Origin of the sequence: Kribbella sp. NPDC051952, from assembly GCF_040680855.1 — a bacterium.
Lineage (GTDB): Bacteria > Actinomycetota > Actinomycetes > Propionibacteriales > Kribbellaceae > Kribbella.
Genome location: NZ_JBFAXQ010000007.1, coordinates 1 through 18,727, shown reverse-complemented (window position 1 = coordinate 18,727; position 18,727 = coordinate 1). Strand labels below are relative to the sequence as shown.

The following is an 18,727-nucleotide window of genomic DNA, read 5'->3' as shown; positions in this document are numbered from 1 at the left end:
GTGGACCTGTGGCACTCACCAACCCAGCCATCAGGTCGTCGCGGGTCCAGGCCTGAGCGTGCACGGGCGGACCGGCCCCTGGTTGGTGAGTGCCACAGATCCGGCCCCCCGAATCACTCCAAGGTGAGTCGACCGGCTAGTTCCGGCCGCGTCAAATAGGACAGATGGTGTCGTATATAGGCGGCGAAACTGATCATCATGGAGATTCGGCGGGCGTGGTTGGGTGTTGTTTCGGCTGAGCATGCGCAGCGCGGGGTTGAGGGTGGGTTCATCCAGCTCAACCACGGCAAGCGGCCGGGGGTGGCTCGGCTTCGGGAAGGGGATGAGTTCGCGATCTACTCGCCGACCGATCGGTATCGGGAGAAGACGCCGCTGCGGGCGTTCACCGCGCTCGGGATCGTTGCGGACGCCGAGCCGTACCTGGCCGAGCCGATGGACATGGGTACGCACGGCACCGTCCGGCCGTGGCGTCGCCGGGTCGAGTTCTTCCCGGTCGATCCGGTCCCGGTGCGAGACCTCGACCTGCTGCTGACCCAGGCGCCGAACTGGGGATACCAGCTCCGCCGCGGCCTGGTCTCACTCCCCGTCGAGGACTTCGAGACCCTGCGGACCGCGATGGTCGGGTAAAGCCTGAAAGTTCTTTCGTCGAAGGTGTCAATTCCGGTCGGGTGCGCTCGACATACAGGTAGACACTCCGAGGAAAGGGCGATCCCCATGAGCACCACAGCAACCTTCCGGCGGCTGTTGGCGAACACGCTGGTGGCCAACGTGACGACCACGTTCCTGAGCTTCGCGTTCGCGTTCTGGGTGTACCTGGTGACCCGGTCGGTGCTCGCCGCGTCCGTCGTCTCCGGCTTCTCGATGCTGATCGGCGCGTTCTCCGGGACCATCTTCGGCGCGATCGTCGACGCGCGCCGCAAGAAGACCGCGATGGTGCTCTCGAGCTCGATCACCGGCGTCACGTTCACCCTGGCCGGCGGCCTGTACGCCGTCGCCGGCAATCAGCTGACGGACTGGCACGGACCGCTGTTCTGGGTCTTCGCCGGCCTGATCCTCCTCGGCAGTACGGCGGGCCAGCTCCGCAGCATCGCATTGTCGACAACCGTCACCCTGCTGGTCCCCGCCGACCGCCGCGACAAGGCAAACGGCCTGGTCGGCACGGTCAACGGCGTCGCTCACCTGCTCACCAGCGTCCTGAGCGGCCTCTCGGTCGGCCTACTCGGCATGGGCGGCACCGTCGGAATCGCAGTCGTCCTGACCGCCGTCGTACTCGTCCATCTCGTGGTAGCGATCCACATCGAGGAGCCCCGGCCCACGGGCGGTCACCAGCGCGTCCGGATCGATGTACGTGGTGCCTGGCAGACGATGCGCGCCGTACCCGGGCTGCTTCCGCTGGTTCTGTTCAGCACGTTCAACAACCTGATCATGGGTGTGTTCATGGCGCTCATGGACCCGTACGGCCTGAACCTGTTCTCGGTCGAGTCGTGGGGCCTGGTGCTCGGCATCACCAGCATCGGCTTCATCGCCGGCGGCGCACTGATCGCGCGGTTCGGACTGGGCCGGCAGCCGCTGCGGGTCCTGCTCATCGCGAACGTCGCGATCGCCCTGGTCGGGATGGGTACGGCGGTCCGCGAATGGCAGTCGCTGTTGGTACTGGGGATGTTCGGGTTCTTCCTGGTGATCCCGATCGCGGAGGCGGCCGAGCAGACGATCCTGCAGCGACTGGTCCCGTTCGAGAAGCAGGGCAGGGTGTTCGGGTTCGCGCAGAGCATCGAGACGGCGTCGACGCCGATCGCCGCGTTCGCGATCGGTCCGGCCGCGCAGTTCCTGCTCATCCCCTACATGGAGTCGACGTCGGGCCGTGCCAGCTTCGGGTGGCTGCTCGGCGACGGACAGGCCCGCGGGATCGCGCTGGCCTTCGTCGTGGCGAGTCTGGTCATGCTGATCGTCGTACTGCTGGCCTTCCTGAGCACGGCGTACCGGCGGCTCAGCCTGGGGTACGACGCGGTGCCTGTCCCCGCGTAGTCAGCGGCAGGAAGACCTCGTCGACAATCTCCGCCAGCACGCTGCTGGGGATCGCGTTCGCGCCGTTGAGTGCGTACTCGTTGCGGAGCAGGTCGACGGCGACCGTGGCCACCCGGGGTGTCACCACCTCGGGGGCGACCTCGCCCCGGCTCACCGCACGAGCCATGACGGTCAGCCAGCCCGAGACGCCGGCGCGGGAGATCTGGTCGCGGATCTCGCGCAGTCGCTCGGGATCGGACTGGATGTCGGCGAGGATCTCGCGGAGCGCTCGTCCGATCGGGGTGGACATGCGGTCGTTGGCCCGGGTGAGCAGGGCGAGTGCGTCGCCGCGGAGTGAGCCGGTGTCGGGAGCCTGCTCGGCGCCGGTCGGGAGCTGTGCTCGGTAGGCGGCGATGCAGAGGGCGGCCCGACTCGGCCAACGGCGGTAGATGACGTTCTTCGCCGTTCCTGCCCGGGCGGCGACGCTGTCCATGGTGAGGCGGCGGTACCCGACCTCGATCAGCTCCTCGACCGCCGCCTGCAGGATGGCCTCCTCCAGCGCGGCACCTCGTCGTCGCATCGCCCTACCTTCCATGAGAGATACCCCGAGTATCCCATGACATTCGACCTAATTCCGCTGTGATGACTCTTTTAAGCTACTACCAGTATCTTAACCAAGGAGAGATCATGCAGAAGAAGCATCTGGCCGGACTGCTATGGGATGTCGGTCTGCCGGCCGTCGCCTACTACGGCGGCCGCGCACTCGGGTACGACGTACTCCCGGCCCTGGCCGCAGGTGCGGTCGCCGCCCTGCTCCGGGTCGCGTTCGTGGCCGTCGTACGTCGGCGGCTGAACGGCATTGGCCTGATCATCGGCGCCACGTTCGCCCTGCTGCTCGTGGTGTCGCTGTTCACCGGCGACCCCCGCGTCCTGCTGGCGCGCGAGTCGGTCCTGTCCGGCGCAGGCGGTCTGTTGCTCGTCGGGTCCTGCCTCATCGGCAAGCCGCTGATCTACACGGCGGCCCGGAAACTCAACGCGGGCAAGGCCGAGCTCCTTGCCCAATGGGACGAGCTCTGGCGGACCCAGCCACAGTTCCGTCGGCGCTTCACGACGCTCAGCGCGGTGATGGGCGGCATCCTGCTCGCGGATGCGATCGTGCGCGTCGTTCTCATCTGTCTACTGCCGGTCGACACGATGGCCAATCTGTCTCCGGCGCTGCACTTCGGCGCCCTCGCGCTAGTGGCCGGCTACGGCCTCTGGCACCGCAAGCACGCGATGGAGCGAGCCAATGCGCGGTAAGGGCATCAACTACGACACCGGGGCTCAGCTGATCGGGCGCAACACCCGGGGCGCGTTCGACTCGGCGACGGCCCGGCGGGAGTTGGAGGTGATCGCGGGCGAGCTGCACTGCAACGCCGTACGCATCACCGGCAGCGATCCGGAGCGGTTGACGATCGCCGCCGAGCACGCGGTGGACCTGGGCCTCGAGGTGTGGTTCGCGCCGTTCCTCTGCGATCTCAGCGGTGCGGAGATGCTGCCGTTGTTCGCGGACTGCGCCGCCCGGGCCGAGAAGCTCCGCGCATCGGGAGCCGAGGTCGTGCTGGTGACCGGGGCTGAGCTGGGCATCTTTGCGCGCGGGTTCCTGCCGGGTGCGGATCTCTTCGAGCGGACTGCGGTGTTGCCCGAGCTGCACAGCGCCGTACCTCCACTGCTGAACGCCTACCTGGGTGAGGTTGTGGAGGTCGTACGCCGGTCACGGAATTCGGCTGCTGCGCCTTCCGGGGTGCGTCGGCGCTCGGCGCGCGCGGGTGGATGGTCGTCGACCGCACCACCTGGATGCTGGACGGCGACTACGAACGCGACGAGGAAGAGCAGGCCACCTACTTCCGCGAACTCATCCAGGTCTTCGAGGAGGAGTGCGTCGACACCGCGTTCTGGTTCACGTACGCCGGTTACAACTTCCCGCATCGACCGGAGCCACGGGCCGACCTGGACCTGGCGTCGTACGGCGTCATCCGCCTCAACCCGGACGACACCTGGGAGCGGAAGTCCGTGTTCCACGCAATCAGCACGACGTACCTCTAGTCGAGGGCCACATCAGGGCATTGTCACGCTAGGTTCGGATTATGGCTGTGGTTGGCGATGAGGTTTCGGTGGACGTTGCGCGGCGGATTGCGTTGAATGCGCAGGGGTTCGGGACCGCGCGGCCGAGTGGGCGTGCCGACGTACGACGGATGCGGAAGGCGATCGCGGCAGCTGGTGTGCTGCAGGTGGATTCGGTGAATGTGTTGTGCCGGTCGCACTATCTGCCGGTGTTCGCTCGGGCCGGGGTCTACGCGCGTACGACGCTCGACCGGATGAGCTGGGGTGATGGGCGGGAGCTGTTCGAGTACTTCTGGGGACATAAGGCGGCACTGCTCCCGTTGAGTTACTACCCGTTGCTGCGCTGGCGGATGCGGGCGGCGGAACGGCAGGTGTGGGACGAGAAGTTGAACCCGGAGGTGACCGCGCCGTGGTCGGTCGTCATGGGGATGCAGCGGCTGACCGCCGAGCGGCCCGGGTACGTCGATCAGGTCCTCGCCCTGGTCACCGAGCGCGGTCCGGTCACGGCCAGTGAGGCCAGTCCAGACGGCGTACGACGGAAGCGGTCCGACCCGGATCCGGATCCGAGCACCGGGCGGATGTGGAACTGGCAAGACGCGAAGATCGCCGTCGAGTACTTGTTCTGCGCAGGGCAGGTGACGATCGCGGGCCGGCGGAACTTTGAGCGGGTGTACGACCTGACCGAGCGAGTCCTGCCGGCCGACGTACTCTCCGCACCTGAGCTACCCGCCGATGAGGCCCGGCGCGAGCTGGTCCGGATCGCGGCGCGCAGACTGGGCGTCGCCAGCCTCCGCGAACTGTGCCGCGCCGGGCAGGGCTACTTTCCGTTGCCCACAGCAACCGCTCGCCAGGTGGTCGCCGAACTGGTCGAGGCCGGCGACCTCATCCCCGTGCGGGTCGAAGGCATCTCCCAGCAGAGCTACCGCTGGCACGAGGCAACCGACCACCCGATCAACGCCCGCGCGCTCCTCTCCCCCTTCGACCCCTTGATCTGGGATCGCGACCGCACCCACCACCTCTTCGACTTCTTCTACCGCATCAGCATCTACACCCCCGTAGCCCAACGCAGCCATGGCTACTACGTCCTACCGTTCCTCCTCGGCGACCGTCTGGTAGCCCGAGTAGACCTGAAATCCAACCGCCAAACCAGCACCCTCGAAGTCCCCACCCTCACCCAAGAACCCAACACCCCCGAGCCCACGGAAGCGTTGGCGACCGAACTCCAGTCCATGGCAACGTGGCTAGACCTCAAACACATCCGGGTAACCGCGACAAGCAAGGCCGGACGCGCCCTCGCCCGGTCGGTGGGTTAGGCGACGGACTTGATCTGTCGGACGAGGACTGCTGCTGTGGCTGTGATGAAGGTGGCCAGGAGGTACAGGACTGGGTAGCCGCCCAGGTGTTTGACGATGGGGGCGGCCAGCGCGGGAGCCAGGACCTGGGGAAGGGAATTGGCGATGTTGATGACACCCAGGTCTTTGGCGCGGTCGTGGGCGCTGGGAAGCACCTGGGTGAGCAGGGCGAAGTCGACCGAGAGGTATACGCCGAAGCCGGCGCCGAGGATGATCGCCCCGAGGATCGCGCCCGGCCAGGTCGGCCAGACGGCGAGGACAACCCCGGCGACCGCCATCACCAGGCCGGAGCCGGTGACGAAGATCTTGCGCCGGCCGACCGAGTCCGACCACTTCCCGCAGCCGATCGCGGTGACGAGCACGCACGCGCTGTAGATCGCAGTCAGGATCAGTACGCCGGTGTCCGCATCGGCCAGCCCGACCTCATCCTGCAAGTAATAGAAGAGGTACAGCGTCCCCAACGCGTTCCCCACGTTGAACAGGAACCGCGTCAACCACGCCCACCCGAAGTCCGGATACCGCCGCGGACTGATCCAGAACCCCCGCAGAAACTGCGGAACCACCAACCGCGGCCGCTCCACCAGTCGCGTGTCCCCGCTCCGCCACAAATACGGTACGACGGACAACACCAGGAAGACCGCACAAGCGACGTACCCGAGTCCGATCCCACCCACTGACGTCGCCAAGGCCGTCCCGACCAGCGCACCCAGCACCTGCGAGATCGCGACCCACCCACCGACTACCCCACGCTGTGAAACGGGCACCCGGTCGGGCACGACCGCGGTAATTGCCGCCAGCAATGCGTTCCCGAACAATTGCATCAGGCACCAACCGAGCACCATCAACCCGACCGCGGAAGCGCCCGACAGGATCAGCAATCCGCCGGCACCACCGAGCGCCCCGATCAGCACCCACGGCACCCGGCGTCCACGCCGCGACATGGTCCGGTCCGAGATCGCCCCGAACGCGGGGTTCGCGACCACCGACACCGCGGCCCCGATCCCGGTCACCAATCCGAACACGAACTCCTTGTTGCCCGGAGCAACCGCCTCGGACTGCTTCGCGAGCAGCACCTGGATCGGCCCGAGCCACGCCGCGAACACCCCCACGTTCGCGAGTACGACGGCAGCCGTCCACCGCGCCCGCACCGGCACCGTCGGTTCCGCGAAAGCCGGCACCACCCCCGGCTCCGGAATCATGCCCGGCTCTGCGCAATCAGGTCACGGAACCAGTGGTAGGACGCTTTCGGCGTCCGCTCCAACGTCTCGAAGTCCACGTGCACCAACCCGAACCGCTGCGAATACCCCGCAGCCCACTCGAAGTTGTCCAGCAACGACCACTGGAAATACCCGCGTACGTCGATCCCGTCGTCGATCGCCGCCCGCAGCGACCGCAGGTACCCGTCCAGGTAATCGATCCGCCGCTGATCCGAGACCACCCCGTCGACCGGCTCGTCGTTGACCGAGCACCCATTCTCGGTGATGTAAATCGGCGGCAGCCGATCGCCGTACCGCTCCTTGAACGTCCGCAGGATCTCGCCGAACGCGTCGGGCACCACTGGCCAACCGAAGTCCGTGGTCGGGTACCCGGTCAACGTCCGTAGCTCGAACGGCAGCCCCGGTGGCAACTGCACGCCGTCGGTCGCCGCGGTATCGGCCTGACCGGTCGCGACACCGACTGACATCGGCGAGTAGTGATTGATCCCGAAGAAGTCGAGCGGCGTCGAGATCACCGCCAGATCCTCCTCGACCGGCCCCGGCATCGCCGCCTCGAACCCCGCCGGGTACTTCCCCAACAGGATCGGATCGGCGAACAGCCAGTTGATCAGGTTGTCGTAGAGACCGGCCGCTTCCTTGTCCTCGACACTGTCGCTCGCCGGCCAGGTCGGCGCGTGATTGGAAGCGATGCCGATGGAGGCCGCACCAGCTGCCCGCAGAGCCTGTACGGCGCGACCGTGGGCGAGCAGCTGATGATGCGCGACCGGCAGGGCATCGAACAGCAGCTGCTTGCCCGGAGCGTGCGCACCAAGGGAGTAGCCCATCAGAGTCAGGACGACCGGCTCGTTGATCGTGATCCACAGCGGCACCCGGTCAGCGAAGCGGGCGCCGAGCAGCGCCGCGTAGTCGGCGAAGCGATCGGCAAGGGAGCGTGACAGCCAACCCCCGGCATCTTCCAGCGGTTGCGGGGTGTCCCAGTGGAACAGCGTCGGCGCCGGCTGGATGCCGGCGCCTAGCAGCGTGTCGATCAGCCGGTCGTAGAAGTCGAGCCCGGCCGCGTTCCCCGGACCCTCGCCCGACGGCTGGATCCGCGACCACGAGAACGAGAACCGGTAGGTGTCGATCCCGAGCTCACGCATCAGCGCGACGTCCTCGGCGTACCGGTGGTAGTGGTCGCAGGCGATCGCGCCGGTGTCGCCGTTCAGGATCCGGCCAGGCTCGGCGCAGAACGTGTCCCAGGTGGAGGGACCGCGGCCGCCTTCGGCCACGGCCCCTTCGATCTGGTACGCCGACGTCGAGACCCCCCACCGGAATCCGGGCGGAAACCTGAGCTCAGCTGTCATTCGCATCATCCTCATCAGGCGTACTGTCCTGGACCCGCGGCGGCTCGACCTTGTGCACGACCACGGCAGTGCCGTACGCCGCGACCTCACTCATCGTCTGCGCGATCTCGTTGCAGTCGAACCGCATCGCGAGGATCGCGTTGGCGCCCATCTGCTGCGCCATCTGGCACATCCGCATCACCGCGACGTGCCGCGACTCGGCCAGCATCTGGGTGTACTCCGGCACCTCGCCACCGCCGAGCGAGCGGAAGCTCGCGGTGAAGTTCGACCCGAAGTCACGGCTCCGCACGGTCAGCCCGAAGACCTCACCGAACACCTTGTCCGCGACGTACCCGGGCAGGTCGTTCATCGTCGACACGAGCACCGGGTACGGCGAACCCTGCGGAGCGACATGCGGTGCGCTCTGCTGGGCCGGCTGATAGTTGCCGGGAGCCTGCCCGTACCCGGGCTGCTGGCCGTACCCCTGCTGCGGCGGCGGGCCCTGCTGGTACCCCGGCTGCTGGTAGCCCGGCGGCGGACCCTGCTGGTAGCCCTGCTGCGGCGGGTACGGCTGGTTCGGGTTCGGAGGAAAGTTCTGCGTCATACCCTCATCCTGGCATCACCATCTGAACACCTGCAGCTCATACAGCGAATACCCGTACGACGTCGCCCGCTGGGTCCCTGTCACCCGGACATAACGCGCCGGCGTCGCGGCGAAGCGGACCAGGTCCTCCCCGCCGTTCCCGGTCGTCGTCGCGTAGACCTGCTGCCAGTTGGTCCCGTCCCGCGACACCTCCACCCGGTACGACTTCCCGTACGCCGCCTCCCACCGGAGCACCACCCGCCGTACGGTCTGTTCGTTGCCGAGATCAACCTTCAGCCACTGCGGATCCGACCAGTCACTCGCCCACCGCGTGGTGAGCGATCCGTCAACGGCGTTCGCGGGCGGCGAGTTGAATAACCCGCGCTCGTAGCTGCTCGCGGTGGCCGTCTTCCCGGCGGCGACATTGCTGACGTCGTCACCACGCCGCGCCGGGAACTCGACCACCTGCTGGTACGTCGGCCGGTTGACCCAGGCCATCCGGTCCTGGGTGATCCCGCCCATCGGCTGGTGCACGATCTGATCCGCACAGAACTGGTCGCCGGCCGCACAGCCGTCCGTCGCCGGGTACGTCGTGGTCGCGGGTACCTTGGTTGCCGCCAGCAAAGAGTCCGTGAGGACCGAGCGGCACCCCGCCAGCGACCCCGCCCCGCAGAACGTGACCGGCTGGGGCGCCTGGACCGGATCACCGAGCACCTTGCGCAGGTCGCGCTGGACGAAACCCCACCAGCCGCTCTGGAACGACGACCCCTGCGCACTCGGCCGCTCGTCGATCTTCAGGTTCGCGACCATCGCGGCGTACAGATCGGGCCCGAGGTCCTTGAACTCGGCCGGGACCAGCAGCGGCCACCAGGCGTCGAGGATCCGGATCGCGTCGGCGTTGTCGTAGATCTTGGACGATGCGTTGGGCGACTTGCGGTGACTGCCCGCCTGCTGCCAGGCCGTGAGCTTGGCGACTGCGTCCGCGACGGCCGGATCTGTGATCGGTGCCGACTTCAACACACGAAGCAAATAAGGCAGGACCTGATCGGCGCGGAGATCGACCGTGGCAGCGTCCTCCATGGCCTCGACCAACTTCCCACGCGTGAACTTCTGCCCGCCGTTGATGACCGACTTGATCCGGTCGTCGAGCGGCTGACTGCGGTAAACCGAGTTGTATCCCCACTGTCCGTCCGACGCGGAGAACCCGGGTGCCTGCTTGTTGTTCCAGCTGGTCAGATAGTCCTGGTTGACCACCTGCGGATGCTGCGCGGGCGGGGTGTAGCTGGCCCGGTTCGTGTCCGGGTTCCAGCCCTGCCACTCGTACGAGCTCCAGGTCGGCAGGTTCGAGTCGGCGCCGGCGGCCCGGACCGGGTTGTCGCCGGAGTTGAAGTACGCGATCGATGACTTGTCCGTGTAGAACCAGTTGAACGTGTAGCCGATGTTCGCGGCCGCCTGCTGGAAGTCCGCGGCCGAGTGGATCTTGTCCGGGTCGTTCAACTGCATGAACCCGAGCGCCGAGCCGGCCTCGTTGCCGTACGTCGACCTGTCCTTCGTGAACACCACCGGACGCCCGCCGACGGTGCCGCGATGCGTGACGATCCCGTACTTGGTGCGCAGAGCAACCAACGTGTACGACCCGGCCGGCTCCGACGAACCGAGGCTCGAGTACCACTCGTTGTGCCGCTCGAGCCGCTCGATCGGGACGCATTGCCCACGGAACTCGTAGTACTGCGAGTTCTTCGTCGGCGTCCCGCCACCCGGCTCACACAGCGGTACGGCGAAGGTGTCGGTGATGTCCTGCCCGGCGGAGGTCGCGCTCCACGAGTAGTCGGGGCCGCGGCCGATCAGCGTGTAGAAGTTGAGGCCAGCGAACGCGATCCCGCGGGAGCTGACCCCCGGACCTTGTAGCTCCTGACGCATGAGCAACTGCGGTGCGAAGTAGCCGGTCTGCGGGCCGTAGACCGCGACCGGATTGCCGCTCTCGGTGTGCGCACCCGAGACGAGCAGCGCGTTCGACATCCCCTTCTCACCGAAGCCCTTGGGGAAGACACCACCGTTGAAGATGCCCCGAAGTGACTCCGCACCCTTCGGCGCCGACTTCACAGCAACCTTGGCCGTCTGGTCGATCACCTCGGGCTCGGCCGTCACCGAACCACGGTCTGGCATCGCGCGGCCGGCCGGGTTCGGATCGGTTGTGCCGTACGGGAAGGTCGCGCCGTTGTGCACCGTCGTACTGGCTTCCGGGTCGTTCTGCGAGCGGAACGACTCCCAGACCTTGGTGCCCTGGGCAACGCCGTACTTCGCCTGCGCCTCGAGCAACGCCAACGCCGACGTGACTTCCTGGCCGCCGCCGGTGCCGAAGATGCCCGCGACCACGGCCGCGGTGGCGACGACGTCGGTCACCTTCCACGGCTGGGTCGGCCAGCTGAGGCCGAGCGCCACGTACTCACCGGGGTACGCGATGCCGACGGTGTTGATGTAGTTGTTGACCCCATCCACGAAGGCCTGGATGTCCTGCTGCATCTTCAGCCCGTCGGCGCCGTACAGGTCGTCGGCGTCGTCGAACTGGCGCTGCAGGTCGGCCTCCGTGTACGGCGCGGTCCGCCAGAACTCCTGCTCGAACTCACGGTTGGCAGCGGCACCACCCGCGAACGGGGTCAGCTGCCCGCGACCGAGATGCCGGAACACGTCCATCACGAACAGCCGGTCCTGGGCTCCGGCGTACCCGGAACCGAACATCACACCCTGTCGCGTGGTGCCGGTGATGTGCGGGATGCCGCGGGATTTGTCGCGCACGATCGTGACGTCGGAACGCGGGTGGATCGTGCTCGCGACATCGCCCGGTTTCACCCCGAACGAGGAGTCGTCGAAGTACGGCGCGAGGCCGTCGTCGGTGATGCCTTGGGAGTTCCAGACCAGGTCCTGGTACGGCTTGACCGTGTCGCTGAAGTGGGCCGGTCTGATCCCCAACGCCTTGAAAGCAAGGAGATCCGTGAACGTCGCGTTGCCGTTCTGCCCGGGCGGGAGGATGTCCCGGCACTGGCCGACGCAATAATCGGTCGGCGCGGCAACAGTCGCTTGCGGCGCTGCCTGGGTGGGCGTCGGCAGAGCAGCCAGTACGGCGATGACGGCAGCCGCGGCGATCGTCGTACGAAGGCGGGTTCGGAGTGCGGGGCGGGGCACGGAAACCTCCCTTGATCGGGGTAAAAATGAGAATGACTCACCAGTAGCTTCGGGTCAAGAGTTCGAATTGGTCCAGGTACTGTCCAAGCACTGACAGTGACCACTATGGTGTCCAGCACCATGAGCATCCATGATCGATATCGGTTGAGTGTGGTGATCAACGCCAGGGGCACTTTCACTCCGCTGGGGGTGGGGCGGAGCTCCTTCGGGGTGGCTGAGGCTGTCGCACAGGCGTTACCTGAATTCTTCGTGATGGACGAGCTCGGCGACCGTGCCAGCGAGGCCATCGCACAGATGACCGGCGCACAGGCGGGCGCGGTCGTGCACTGCACCGCGGCCGGCCTCACCCTCGCCGTCGCGGCCACCATGACCGGCGCCGACCCGCGCCGGATCGCGGCGTTGCCGGACGCAACGGACATGCACCACCGGGTGGTGCTGCCGGCCAGTCACGTGATCGACTTCGGGCACTCCAACCTGCAGGGAATCCGCCTGGCCGGTGCGCACGTGGATCTGGCCGGCGACGAAACCCGTTGCAGCATTGCCGATCTGGAGGAGGAGCTCGACGGCCCGGACGTCTGTTGCCTGATGCTCGTATCGTCCCGGCTGACCAAGGGCGAGCCGATCGACCTGGTCGCCGCGATCCGGGCCGCGCATCGTCGCGGCGTACCGGCGATCATCGACGGCGCCGCGCAGTTCCCGCGGATCGCGGACCTGCTGACGACCGGCGCGGACCTGGTGCTGGCCAGCGGGCAGAAGTACCTCGGCTCTCCGACCGCCGGGCTCGTCGCCGGCAGCTGGCCGCTGGTTCAGGCCGTGCGTGCCCAGGAGAAGGGCATCGGGCGGGTGATGAAGCCGACCAAAGAGGCCATCATCGGCGTGATCGCGGCGCTCGAGGAGTGGCAGGCCTTCGACCGGATGAAGTGGGAGGCCGACGAGCTCGCGAAGGTCGTTGCCTTCGCCGCAGCAGCCGAACGCATCCCCGAGGTCTCGGCCGAGGTGGTCCGGGATCCGACCGGCCTGCAAGTGTCGCGCGTACTGCTGAAGGTCAAGGACGCCAAGCGGGTCGCGACCGAGCTCGAAGCCGGTACGCCGCCGATCTACGTGATGACCGAGCGGGTCGCGGACGACGAACTGATGCTCGAGCTGATCCCACTCGGCGGTGAGGAGATCGACGCGATCCTCGCCAGACTCTGGTCCGTGCTGACATAGCAAAGGCCCGATTTCCCTTGAACCACAGGGAAATCGGGCCTTTCCAGCTAACTCAGTGCTGGTACGACTTTCCGTCGGTACGACGGGGACCGCTAGTGCGACGCGGTCCGCTGCCACCACGGCTGTCGTGACCGCGACCCGGACGGCTGTTGCCGAACCGCTTGTTGCCGCCGCCCTTGTTGAAGCGGGGCTTCGGGGCCGGCAACTTCACCGGGTACCCGGACGGCTTGGTGCCGCCGGTCAGCTCGGTCATCAGGCCGTCGCCCGGACGAACCCGCACCGGCTCCGCCTCGACACCGGCCGACTCCGCCATCCGCATCATCCCGCGCCGCTGGTGCGGCAGGAGAAGGGTGACGACCGCGCCCTTGCCACCGGCTCGCGCCGTACGACCGGCACGGTGCAGGTAGTCCTTGTGCTCGGCCGGCGGGTCCGCCTGGACGACCAGGCCGACGTCGTCGACATGGATGCCGCGGGCAGCGACATCCGTTGCCACGAGCACCGGCACCGAACCGTCCTTGAACTGGTCCAGGGTCCGGTTGCGGGCGCCCTGGGTCAGGCCGCCGTGCAGGGCCGCGGCCATGACGCCACGGTCACGCAACTGGGTGGCGACACGGTCGGCGCCCAGCTTGGTCCGGACGAACACGATGGTCCGGCCGTCGCGGCTGGCCAGCTCGGCAGTCAGCGACTGCTTGTGGGCCGGCTCGATCACCAGCAGGTGGTGCTCCATCGTGCTGACCGAGGCCTGGCCGGACTCGGTCGAGTGCTGCACCGGGTCCTTCAGGTAGGTCTTCACGATCTTGTCGACGTCGTTGTCCAGCGTCGCCGAGAACAGCAGCCGCTGTCCCCCCGCCGGGGTCATGTCGAGCAGCGTGGTGACGGCCGGCATGAAGCCCATGTCGCACATGTGGTCGGCCTCGTCGAGAACCGCGATCTCCACGGCACCGAGGTCGGCCGCACCCTGCTCGCACAGGTCGATCAGCCGGCCGGGGGTGGCGATCAGCAGGTCGACGCCACGGCGCAGCGACTCGATCTGCTTCGGGTACGGCAGGCCGCCGGCGATCAGCTTGAGCGACACGTTCATCACGTGCGCCAGCGGCTCGAGCGCGTCGTGCACCTGCATCGCGAGCTCACGGGTCGGGACGAGCACGACGCCACGCGGACGACGGGACTCGGTGTGGCCACCGGCCAGCCGCATCAGCGTCGGGAGACCGAAGCCGAGGGTCTTGCCGGAGCCGGTCTGACCGCGGCCGAGCACGTCCTTGCCGGCCAGCGCGTCCGGGATGGTCGCGGCCTGGATCGGGAACGGGCTGGTGATCCCGTCCCGCGCCATCCGCTGCACGAGCCGCGGCGCGATGCCGAGCGCGGCGAACTGGTTGTCGTCAGCAACGGTCCCGAGGTCCACGACCGGCTGCTCTTCCCGCCGGGCGTCCTGGGAGGCACGCCGTACGAACGGCTTCTCCTCCCGCTTGTACGACGGCCGCTCCTCCCGCTGCTGGTACGACGGACGCTCGTCCCGCTGCTGGTACGACGGACGCTCACTGCGCTGCTGGTACGACGGCTTGTCGTCCCGCTTTTGGTACGACGGCTTGTCGTCGCGCTTCTGGTACGACGGGCGCTCGCTGCGCTCGAACCGCGGACGCTCGTCCCGGCTGAACTGCGGCCGGTCGTCACGACGGAACTGCGGCCGGTCGCCACGGTCGTCCCGACGGTCGGGCCGGTCGTTGCGGTTGTTGTACTGCGGGCGGTCGGAACGGCCGGACTGGTTCGCGCGCTCGGCGCGGTAGCCCTTGACCGGACGCTCGGTCCGGGAGCCGCGGTCGGAGTACTGGGTGGGTCCGCCACGGCGCTCACCGCGGGCAACGTCGTTCCGTACTTCACCGGTCGGCTCGGTCCGGGTGGCCTCCGCGGCCATCCGCTCACCGAACGACTCGTTCTGGAACTTCTTGTGCCGCGGCTTCTTGATCCGCCCGTCGGCCTGCTCGCCGCCGGAGTCGGGGTGGTCCTGGTGGTGCTGGGTCACGAATCTCTCTCTCAACGTCACGGACGATTAGCCGGATCGCAGCCGCACGGGAGCGCCGGTCATCGTTGTGACCGGGCAAAACGTGCTGAGCAGGAGACGGGCATCGACCTGCGGGTGCTATCGCGTTGCACCCATGTCGCCGGGTAACTTCAGCCGGATGCTGAAACCGACGGGTCGGAGCGCCTGGGAAAAACTCTGGTGACGCGACGCGCGCACCGACTGGAAAAGTATACCCGACCCACGCCGCACTCCTGACCACGCGACGCAGCAACCGTCTGCACCAGACCACCTGTGCCACTGGTGCGCGGACCTCCGGCACTCAACAACCTCACCCAAGCGGCCTGCCCCGCGCTCAGCGTGCCGCCGCCGCGCGGGTTGACGAGTGCCGGCGGTCCGCCTTCCATCAGTTCAAGTGCCCTTGAGTGTTTGGGGTGCGGTCCTAAGGTGGCGGTATGGGAGAGGAGAACGTCCCCAGTAAGGAGCATTGGCTCTCGATCGGGGAGATCGCACATCGGTCCGGAGTAGCGGCATCGGCGTTGCGGTTCTACGAGGACCAGGGTCTGATCGCGTCCCGGCGGACGGCCGGCAACCAGCGGCAGTACCAGCGCAGCACGCTCCGGCGGATCGCGTTCGTACAGGCGGCACAACGGGTGGGTCTCGCCCTCGCGGAGATCAAGGGCGCGCTCGATTCGTTGCCCGAGGACCGAACGCCGACGCGCGCCGACTGGAGCCGGTTGTCGAAGTCATGGCGAAGCCGTCTCGACGAGCGCATCTCCGAGCTCGAGCGACTTCGCGACGACCTCGACGGCTGCATCGGCTGCGGCTGCCTCAGCCTCCAGCGCTGCAACCTCTACAACAAGTCCGACCGCCTGGCCGAACGAGGCCCCGGCGCCCACCTACTGAACGTAGGAATCCCGGCGAATCCTGACCCTCGCGTGCTCCGCAGACAGGGCGGGGCAGCTGCATTCGAGGGCTGAGCATAACTGCGGAGTTATGTCGTGGCATAGGACGGGCGGGCTGCGCCGCGGGTTATCCCGAGGGTTTTCTGCGATGTGGTGCGGAATTCCGTGAGTGTTGGCACGATCCCGAAGTAGCGAACGGTAATTCGCCGGTCGCTATCCGCCACTGATCCGGAGTGAGGCCCTCCCATGTCGCATCGCCGTATCCTGACTTCGCTCGCGGGGCTTGCCGCCGCAGCACTGGCCGTCCCCGCGTTCGCCGCAGCGTCCCCCATCGCCCAGGCACCGGCCACCAACTCATCCGTCTCGACTGCCGCCACGCGTGCCGCCTACACCGGCTCGCCGCAGGACGAGGCCGCCACCAAGGCGTTCTACGACGCCGTGATGAAGTCCGCCCGGGCCAAGCAGGCCAAGGCCCCGAAGTCCGGCCAGAAGCTCGCCGCCGTCACGGTCACGTACGCCGTCGACGCGCCGTCGTTCGCGTCCCAGATCAGCTCGAGCACCTCGATCTGGAACTCGTCGGTCGGCAACGTCCACCTCGTCGAGGGCAGCAACTACGACTTCTACTACACCGAGGGCAACGACCCGCGCGGCTCGTACGCGTCCACCGACGGTCACGGCAGCGGGTACGTCTTCCTCGACTACGCCCAGGCGCAGCAGTACGACCCGACCCGGATCACCGCCCACGAGACCGGCCACGTGCTCGGCCTGCCCGACCACTACAGCGGCCCGTGCTCGGAACTGATGTCCGGCGGTGGCCCCGGCCCGTCCTGCACCAACCCCTACCCGGACGCGACCGAGCGCTCCACGGTCAACTCCCTCTGGGCCAACGGCCTGACCACCCTCCCCAACGCCGCCTTCCACACCTCCAAGTAGTAGGCGCCCGATTCTTCGGCCCGGGGTGTCCGGCAGGGGCCACCCCGGGCCGAAGGCTGTACTCAGCGGGTTGGGCCAGTGGAGGAGCGGACTACTAGTTCGGGGCGGAAGAGGAATTCTGTGTGGGGGGTTGTGTGTCCGCGGACTTCTTCCAGGAGGGACTGGACGGCTGCCAACGCCATCGACTGGACCGGCTGGCGGATTGTGGTCATTGGTGGGTCGGTGAACTCCATCATCGGGGCGTCGTCGTAGCCGACGACCGAGATGTCGCCGGGGACCGAGAAACCGCGTTGACGGGCAGCCCGGATCACCCCGAGCGCCATCATGTCCGAGCCGCAGATGACCGCGCTCACGCCGGCGTCGAGCAACCGCTGGGCCGCTGCGACCCCGCCCTCGACGCCGAACATGCTCAGCGAGATCAGCGGCTCCAGGTCCTCGTCGGACAATCCGAGCTGCGCCTTCATCGAAGTGCGGTAGCCGGCCAGCTTCCGCTGTACGACGATGAACCGTTCCGGACCGGAGGCGAACCCGATCCGGCGGTGGCCGAGGGCAACCAAGTGTGAGACCGCGAGCTCCATCGCGGCGTACTCGTCCGACGACACGAACGGCGCCTCCACTCCGGGCAGCCAGCCGTTCACGAACACCACCGGCAGCCGGCGCTCCACCAGCGCCTCGTAGCGGGCGTGGTCCGCGCCGGTGTCGGCATGCAGGCCGGAGACGAAGATGATCCCGGAGACGCCGCGCTCCAGCAGCAGCTCGACGTACTCCTCCTCCGTCGCACCGGACGGGGACTGCGTGCACAGCACCGGGGTGAAGCCGCGCTGCGACAGCGCCGACTCGATCACCTGGGCGAACGCCGGGAAGATCGGGTTGATCAGCTCCGGCATCACCAACCCGATCAGGCCCGCCGATCGGCGCCGCAACCGCGTCGGCCGTTCGAACCCGAGTACGTCGAGAGCCGTCAGGACGGACTGTTTGGTCTCCTCCGCCACCCCGGGCTTACCGTTCAGTACTCGCGAGACCGTCGCCTCACTGACCCCCGCCTTGGCCGCGATGTCCGCCAGCCGCGCTCTACTGCTCACGCGGGGCACTGTACCCACCGGCGATTGACCTTGCAGCAAGATCCTGCAAGAACTTGCAGACTGAGACTGCGCACACATGTCCACAACGTGAACACAATGGACACGTCACACGCCGTTCACCTTGTCAGGACGAGCCACCCAGGCGAGGATAGGCCCACCCCCGCCCGGGGGCCTTTACTCGGATCGTCCGGCACGTTCCTGCCGGTGAAGGGATGTACATCGTCATGGCTACTGTGTCCTTCAAATCAGCAACCCGGATCTACCCGGGTGGCGACACCCCCGCCGTCGACAAGCTCAACCTCGAGATCGAAGACGGCGAGTTCATGGTTCTCGTCGGCCCGTCGGGTTGCGGCAAGTCCACCTCGCTGCGGATGCTCGCCGGCCTCGAAGAGGTCAACGAGGGTTCGATCTACATCGGCGACCGCGACGTCACGCACCGTCCGCCGAAAGAGCGGGACATCGCGATGGTGTTCCAGAACTACGCTCTCTACCCGCACATGTCGGTCGCCGACAACATGGGCTTCGCGCTGAAGATGCAGGGCGTGTCCAAGGAAGACCGCGCCAAGCGCGTGATGGAGGCCGCCAAGCTGCTCGGCCTGGAGGAGTACCTGGAGCGCAAGCCGAAGGCTCTTTCCGGTGGTCAGCGTCAGCGTGTCGCCATGGGTCGCGCGATCGTGCGTAACCCGCAGGTCTTCCTGATGGACGAGCCGCTGTCCAACCTCGCGCCTATCACCACGACGCGTACGTCACCGTGATCGAGTACCTCAAGGAGCTGAACGACGCCAAGCTGATCATGCCCGGCTCGAACAACTTCGGT

The 18,727-nt window shown here is 67.4% G+C and carries 16 protein-coding genes and 1 pseudogene; 9 read left to right on the top strand and 8 right to left on the bottom strand.

Annotated elements, in window-relative coordinates:
• Positions 1-198: 198 nt before the first annotated feature.
• Together AB0L70_RS15150 and AB0L70_RS15145 are read left to right on the top strand one after the other, a co-directional pair.
• Positions 199-627: an EVE domain-containing protein gene (locus tag AB0L70_RS15150; protein WP_363684150.1), complete on the top strand. Its 429-nt coding sequence runs from the start codon at positions 199-201 to the stop codon at positions 625-627.
• 87 nt (positions 628-714) lie between these two features.
• Positions 715-2,025, top strand: coding sequence for an MFS transporter (locus AB0L70_RS15145; RefSeq protein ID WP_363684148.1), 1,311 nt, complete (start codon positions 715-717; stop codon positions 2,023-2,025).
• Here the strand turns inward: AB0L70_RS15145 and AB0L70_RS15140 are convergent.
• Positions 1,988-2,584, bottom strand: coding sequence for a TetR/AcrR family transcriptional regulator (locus AB0L70_RS15140; RefSeq protein WP_363684146.1), 597 nt, complete (start codon positions 2,582-2,584; stop codon positions 1,988-1,990). The genes AB0L70_RS15145 and AB0L70_RS15140 overlap by 38 nt on opposite strands.
• A gap of 107 nt (positions 2,585-2,691) precedes the next feature.
• Here AB0L70_RS15140 and AB0L70_RS15135 point away from each other — a divergent pair, with 107 nt between their 5' ends.
• Positions 2,692-3,303: a VC0807 family protein gene (locus AB0L70_RS15135; RefSeq protein WP_363684144.1), complete on the top strand. Its 612-nt coding sequence runs from the start codon at positions 2,692-2,694 to the stop codon at positions 3,301-3,303.
• Positions 3,304-3,327: 24 nt separating this feature from the next.
• On the opposite strand, the gene AB0L70_RS15130 is transcribed toward AB0L70_RS15135, so the two are convergent.
• A complete protein-coding gene (locus tag AB0L70_RS15130) occupies positions 3,328-3,630 on the bottom strand; it encodes a hypothetical protein (RefSeq protein ID WP_363684142.1) in 303 nt (100 codons plus the stop codon).
• 186 nt (positions 3,631-3,816) lie between these two features.
• On the opposite strand from AB0L70_RS15130, the gene AB0L70_RS15125 reads away from it, so the two are divergent.
• Entirely contained in the window at positions 3,817-4,089 is a 273-nt protein-coding gene (locus AB0L70_RS15125; protein WP_363684140.1) for a hypothetical protein, read from the top strand.
• 41 nt (positions 4,090-4,130) lie between these two features.
• On the top strand, positions 4,131-5,420 hold the full coding sequence (locus AB0L70_RS15120) for a crosslink repair DNA glycosylase YcaQ family protein (protein WP_363684138.1): 1,290 nt from the start codon (positions 4,131-4,133) through the stop codon (positions 5,418-5,420).
• On the opposite strand, the gene AB0L70_RS15115 is transcribed toward AB0L70_RS15120, so the two are convergent.
• From AB0L70_RS15115 to AB0L70_RS15100, 4 genes are read right to left on the bottom strand one after another with little or no spacing between them, the layout of a single operon-like run.
• Entirely contained in the window at positions 5,417-6,658 is a 1,242-nt protein-coding gene (locus tag AB0L70_RS15115; protein ID WP_363684136.1) for an MFS transporter, read from the bottom strand. The genes AB0L70_RS15120 and AB0L70_RS15115 overlap by 4 nt on opposite strands.
• On the bottom strand, positions 6,655-8,019 hold the full coding sequence (locus AB0L70_RS15110) for a GH1 family beta-glucosidase (RefSeq protein ID WP_363684134.1): 1,365 nt from the start codon (positions 8,017-8,019) through the stop codon (positions 6,655-6,657). The genes AB0L70_RS15115 and AB0L70_RS15110 overlap by 4 nt, the downstream gene beginning before the upstream one ends.
• Complete coding sequence (locus AB0L70_RS15105; protein WP_363684132.1) at positions 8,009-8,602, bottom strand: heavy metal-binding domain-containing protein; 594 nt, start codon at positions 8,600-8,602, stop codon at positions 8,009-8,011. Before AB0L70_RS15105 ends, AB0L70_RS15110 begins: the two co-directional genes overlap by 11 nt.
• A 15-nt stretch (positions 8,603-8,617) precedes the next feature.
• Positions 8,618-11,764 carry a penicillin acylase family protein gene (locus AB0L70_RS15100; RefSeq protein WP_363684130.1) on the bottom strand — a complete coding sequence of 1,049 codons (3,147 nt, stop codon included), beginning with the start codon at positions 11,762-11,764 and terminating at the stop codon, positions 8,618-8,620.
• A 210-nt stretch (positions 11,765-11,974) separates the two neighbouring features.
• On the opposite strand from AB0L70_RS15100, the gene AB0L70_RS15095 reads away from it, so the two are divergent.
• Positions 11,975-12,973 (top strand): aminotransferase class V-fold PLP-dependent enzyme, encoded by a 999-nt coding sequence (locus AB0L70_RS15095; RefSeq protein WP_363684128.1) that lies wholly within the window; start codon positions 11,975-11,977, stop codon positions 12,971-12,973.
• Positions 12,974-13,025: 52 nt separating this feature from the next.
• Here the strand turns inward: AB0L70_RS15095 and AB0L70_RS15090 are convergent, their stop codons facing one another.
• On the bottom strand, positions 13,026-14,993 hold the full coding sequence (locus AB0L70_RS15090; protein WP_363684126.1) for a DEAD/DEAH box helicase: 1,968 nt from the start codon (positions 14,991-14,993) through the stop codon (positions 13,026-13,028).
• A gap of 452 nt (positions 14,994-15,445) precedes the next feature.
• Here AB0L70_RS15090 and soxR point away from each other — a divergent pair, with 452 nt between their 5' ends.
• Together soxR and snpA are read left to right on the top strand one after the other, a co-directional pair.
• A complete protein-coding gene (soxR, locus tag AB0L70_RS15085; protein ID WP_363684124.1) occupies positions 15,446-15,970 on the top strand; it encodes a redox-sensitive transcriptional activator SoxR in 525 nt (174 codons plus the stop codon).
• Positions 15,971-16,141: 171 nt separating this feature from the next.
• Positions 16,142-16,828 (top strand): snapalysin, encoded by a 687-nt coding sequence (gene snpA, locus AB0L70_RS15080; RefSeq protein WP_363684122.1) that lies wholly within the window; start codon positions 16,142-16,144, stop codon positions 16,826-16,828.
• A gap of 62 nt (positions 16,829-16,890) precedes the next feature.
• Here snpA and AB0L70_RS15075 read toward each other — a convergent pair whose 3' ends face one another.
• On the bottom strand, positions 16,891-17,910 hold the full coding sequence (locus AB0L70_RS15075) for a LacI family DNA-binding transcriptional regulator (protein ID WP_363684120.1): 1,020 nt from the start codon (positions 17,908-17,910) through the stop codon (positions 16,891-16,893).
• Positions 17,911-18,134: 224 nt separating this feature from the next.
• Here AB0L70_RS15075 and AB0L70_RS15070 point away from each other — a divergent pair.
• A pseudogene (locus AB0L70_RS15070) lies at positions 18,135-18,632 on the top strand (ATP-binding cassette domain-containing protein); the annotation flags it as partial.
• Positions 18,633-18,727 lie beyond the last annotated feature (95 nt).

Excerpts from the sequence above, each read along its gene's own strand:
- AB0L70_RS15150 (WP_363684150.1), top strand. The coding sequence starts at position 199 with ATGGAGATTCGGCGGGCGTGGTTGGGTGTTGTTTCGGCTGAGCATGCG.
- AB0L70_RS15145 (WP_363684148.1), top strand. The coding sequence starts at position 715 with ATGAGCACCACAGCAACCTTCCGGCGGCTGTTGGCGAACACGCTGGTG.
- AB0L70_RS15140 (WP_363684146.1), bottom strand. The coding sequence starts at position 2,584 with ATGCGACGACGAGGTGCCGCGCTGGAGGAGGCCATCCTGCAGGCGGCG.
- AB0L70_RS15135 (WP_363684144.1), top strand. The coding sequence starts at position 2,692 with ATGCAGAAGAAGCATCTGGCCGGACTGCTATGGGATGTCGGTCTGCCG.
- AB0L70_RS15130 (WP_363684142.1), bottom strand. The coding sequence starts at position 3,630 with ATGCCCAGCTCAGCCCCGGTCACCAGCACGACCTCGGCTCCCGATGCG.
- AB0L70_RS15125 (WP_363684140.1), top strand. The coding sequence starts at position 3,817 with ATGGTCGTCGACCGCACCACCTGGATGCTGGACGGCGACTACGAACGC.
- AB0L70_RS15120 (WP_363684138.1), top strand. The coding sequence starts at position 4,131 with ATGGCTGTGGTTGGCGATGAGGTTTCGGTGGACGTTGCGCGGCGGATT.
- AB0L70_RS15115 (WP_363684136.1), bottom strand. The coding sequence starts at position 6,658 with ATGATTCCGGAGCCGGGGGTGGTGCCGGCTTTCGCGGAACCGACGGTG.
- AB0L70_RS15110 (WP_363684134.1), bottom strand. The coding sequence starts at position 8,019 with ATGACAGCTGAGCTCAGGTTTCCGCCCGGATTCCGGTGGGGGGTCTCG.
- AB0L70_RS15105 (WP_363684132.1), bottom strand. The coding sequence starts at position 8,602 with ATGACGCAGAACTTTCCTCCGAACCCGAACCAGCCGTACCCGCCGCAG.
- soxR (WP_363684124.1), top strand. The coding sequence starts at position 15,446 with ATGGGAGAGGAGAACGTCCCCAGTAAGGAGCATTGGCTCTCGATCGGG.
- snpA (WP_363684122.1), top strand. The coding sequence starts at position 16,142 with ATGTCGCATCGCCGTATCCTGACTTCGCTCGCGGGGCTTGCCGCCGCA.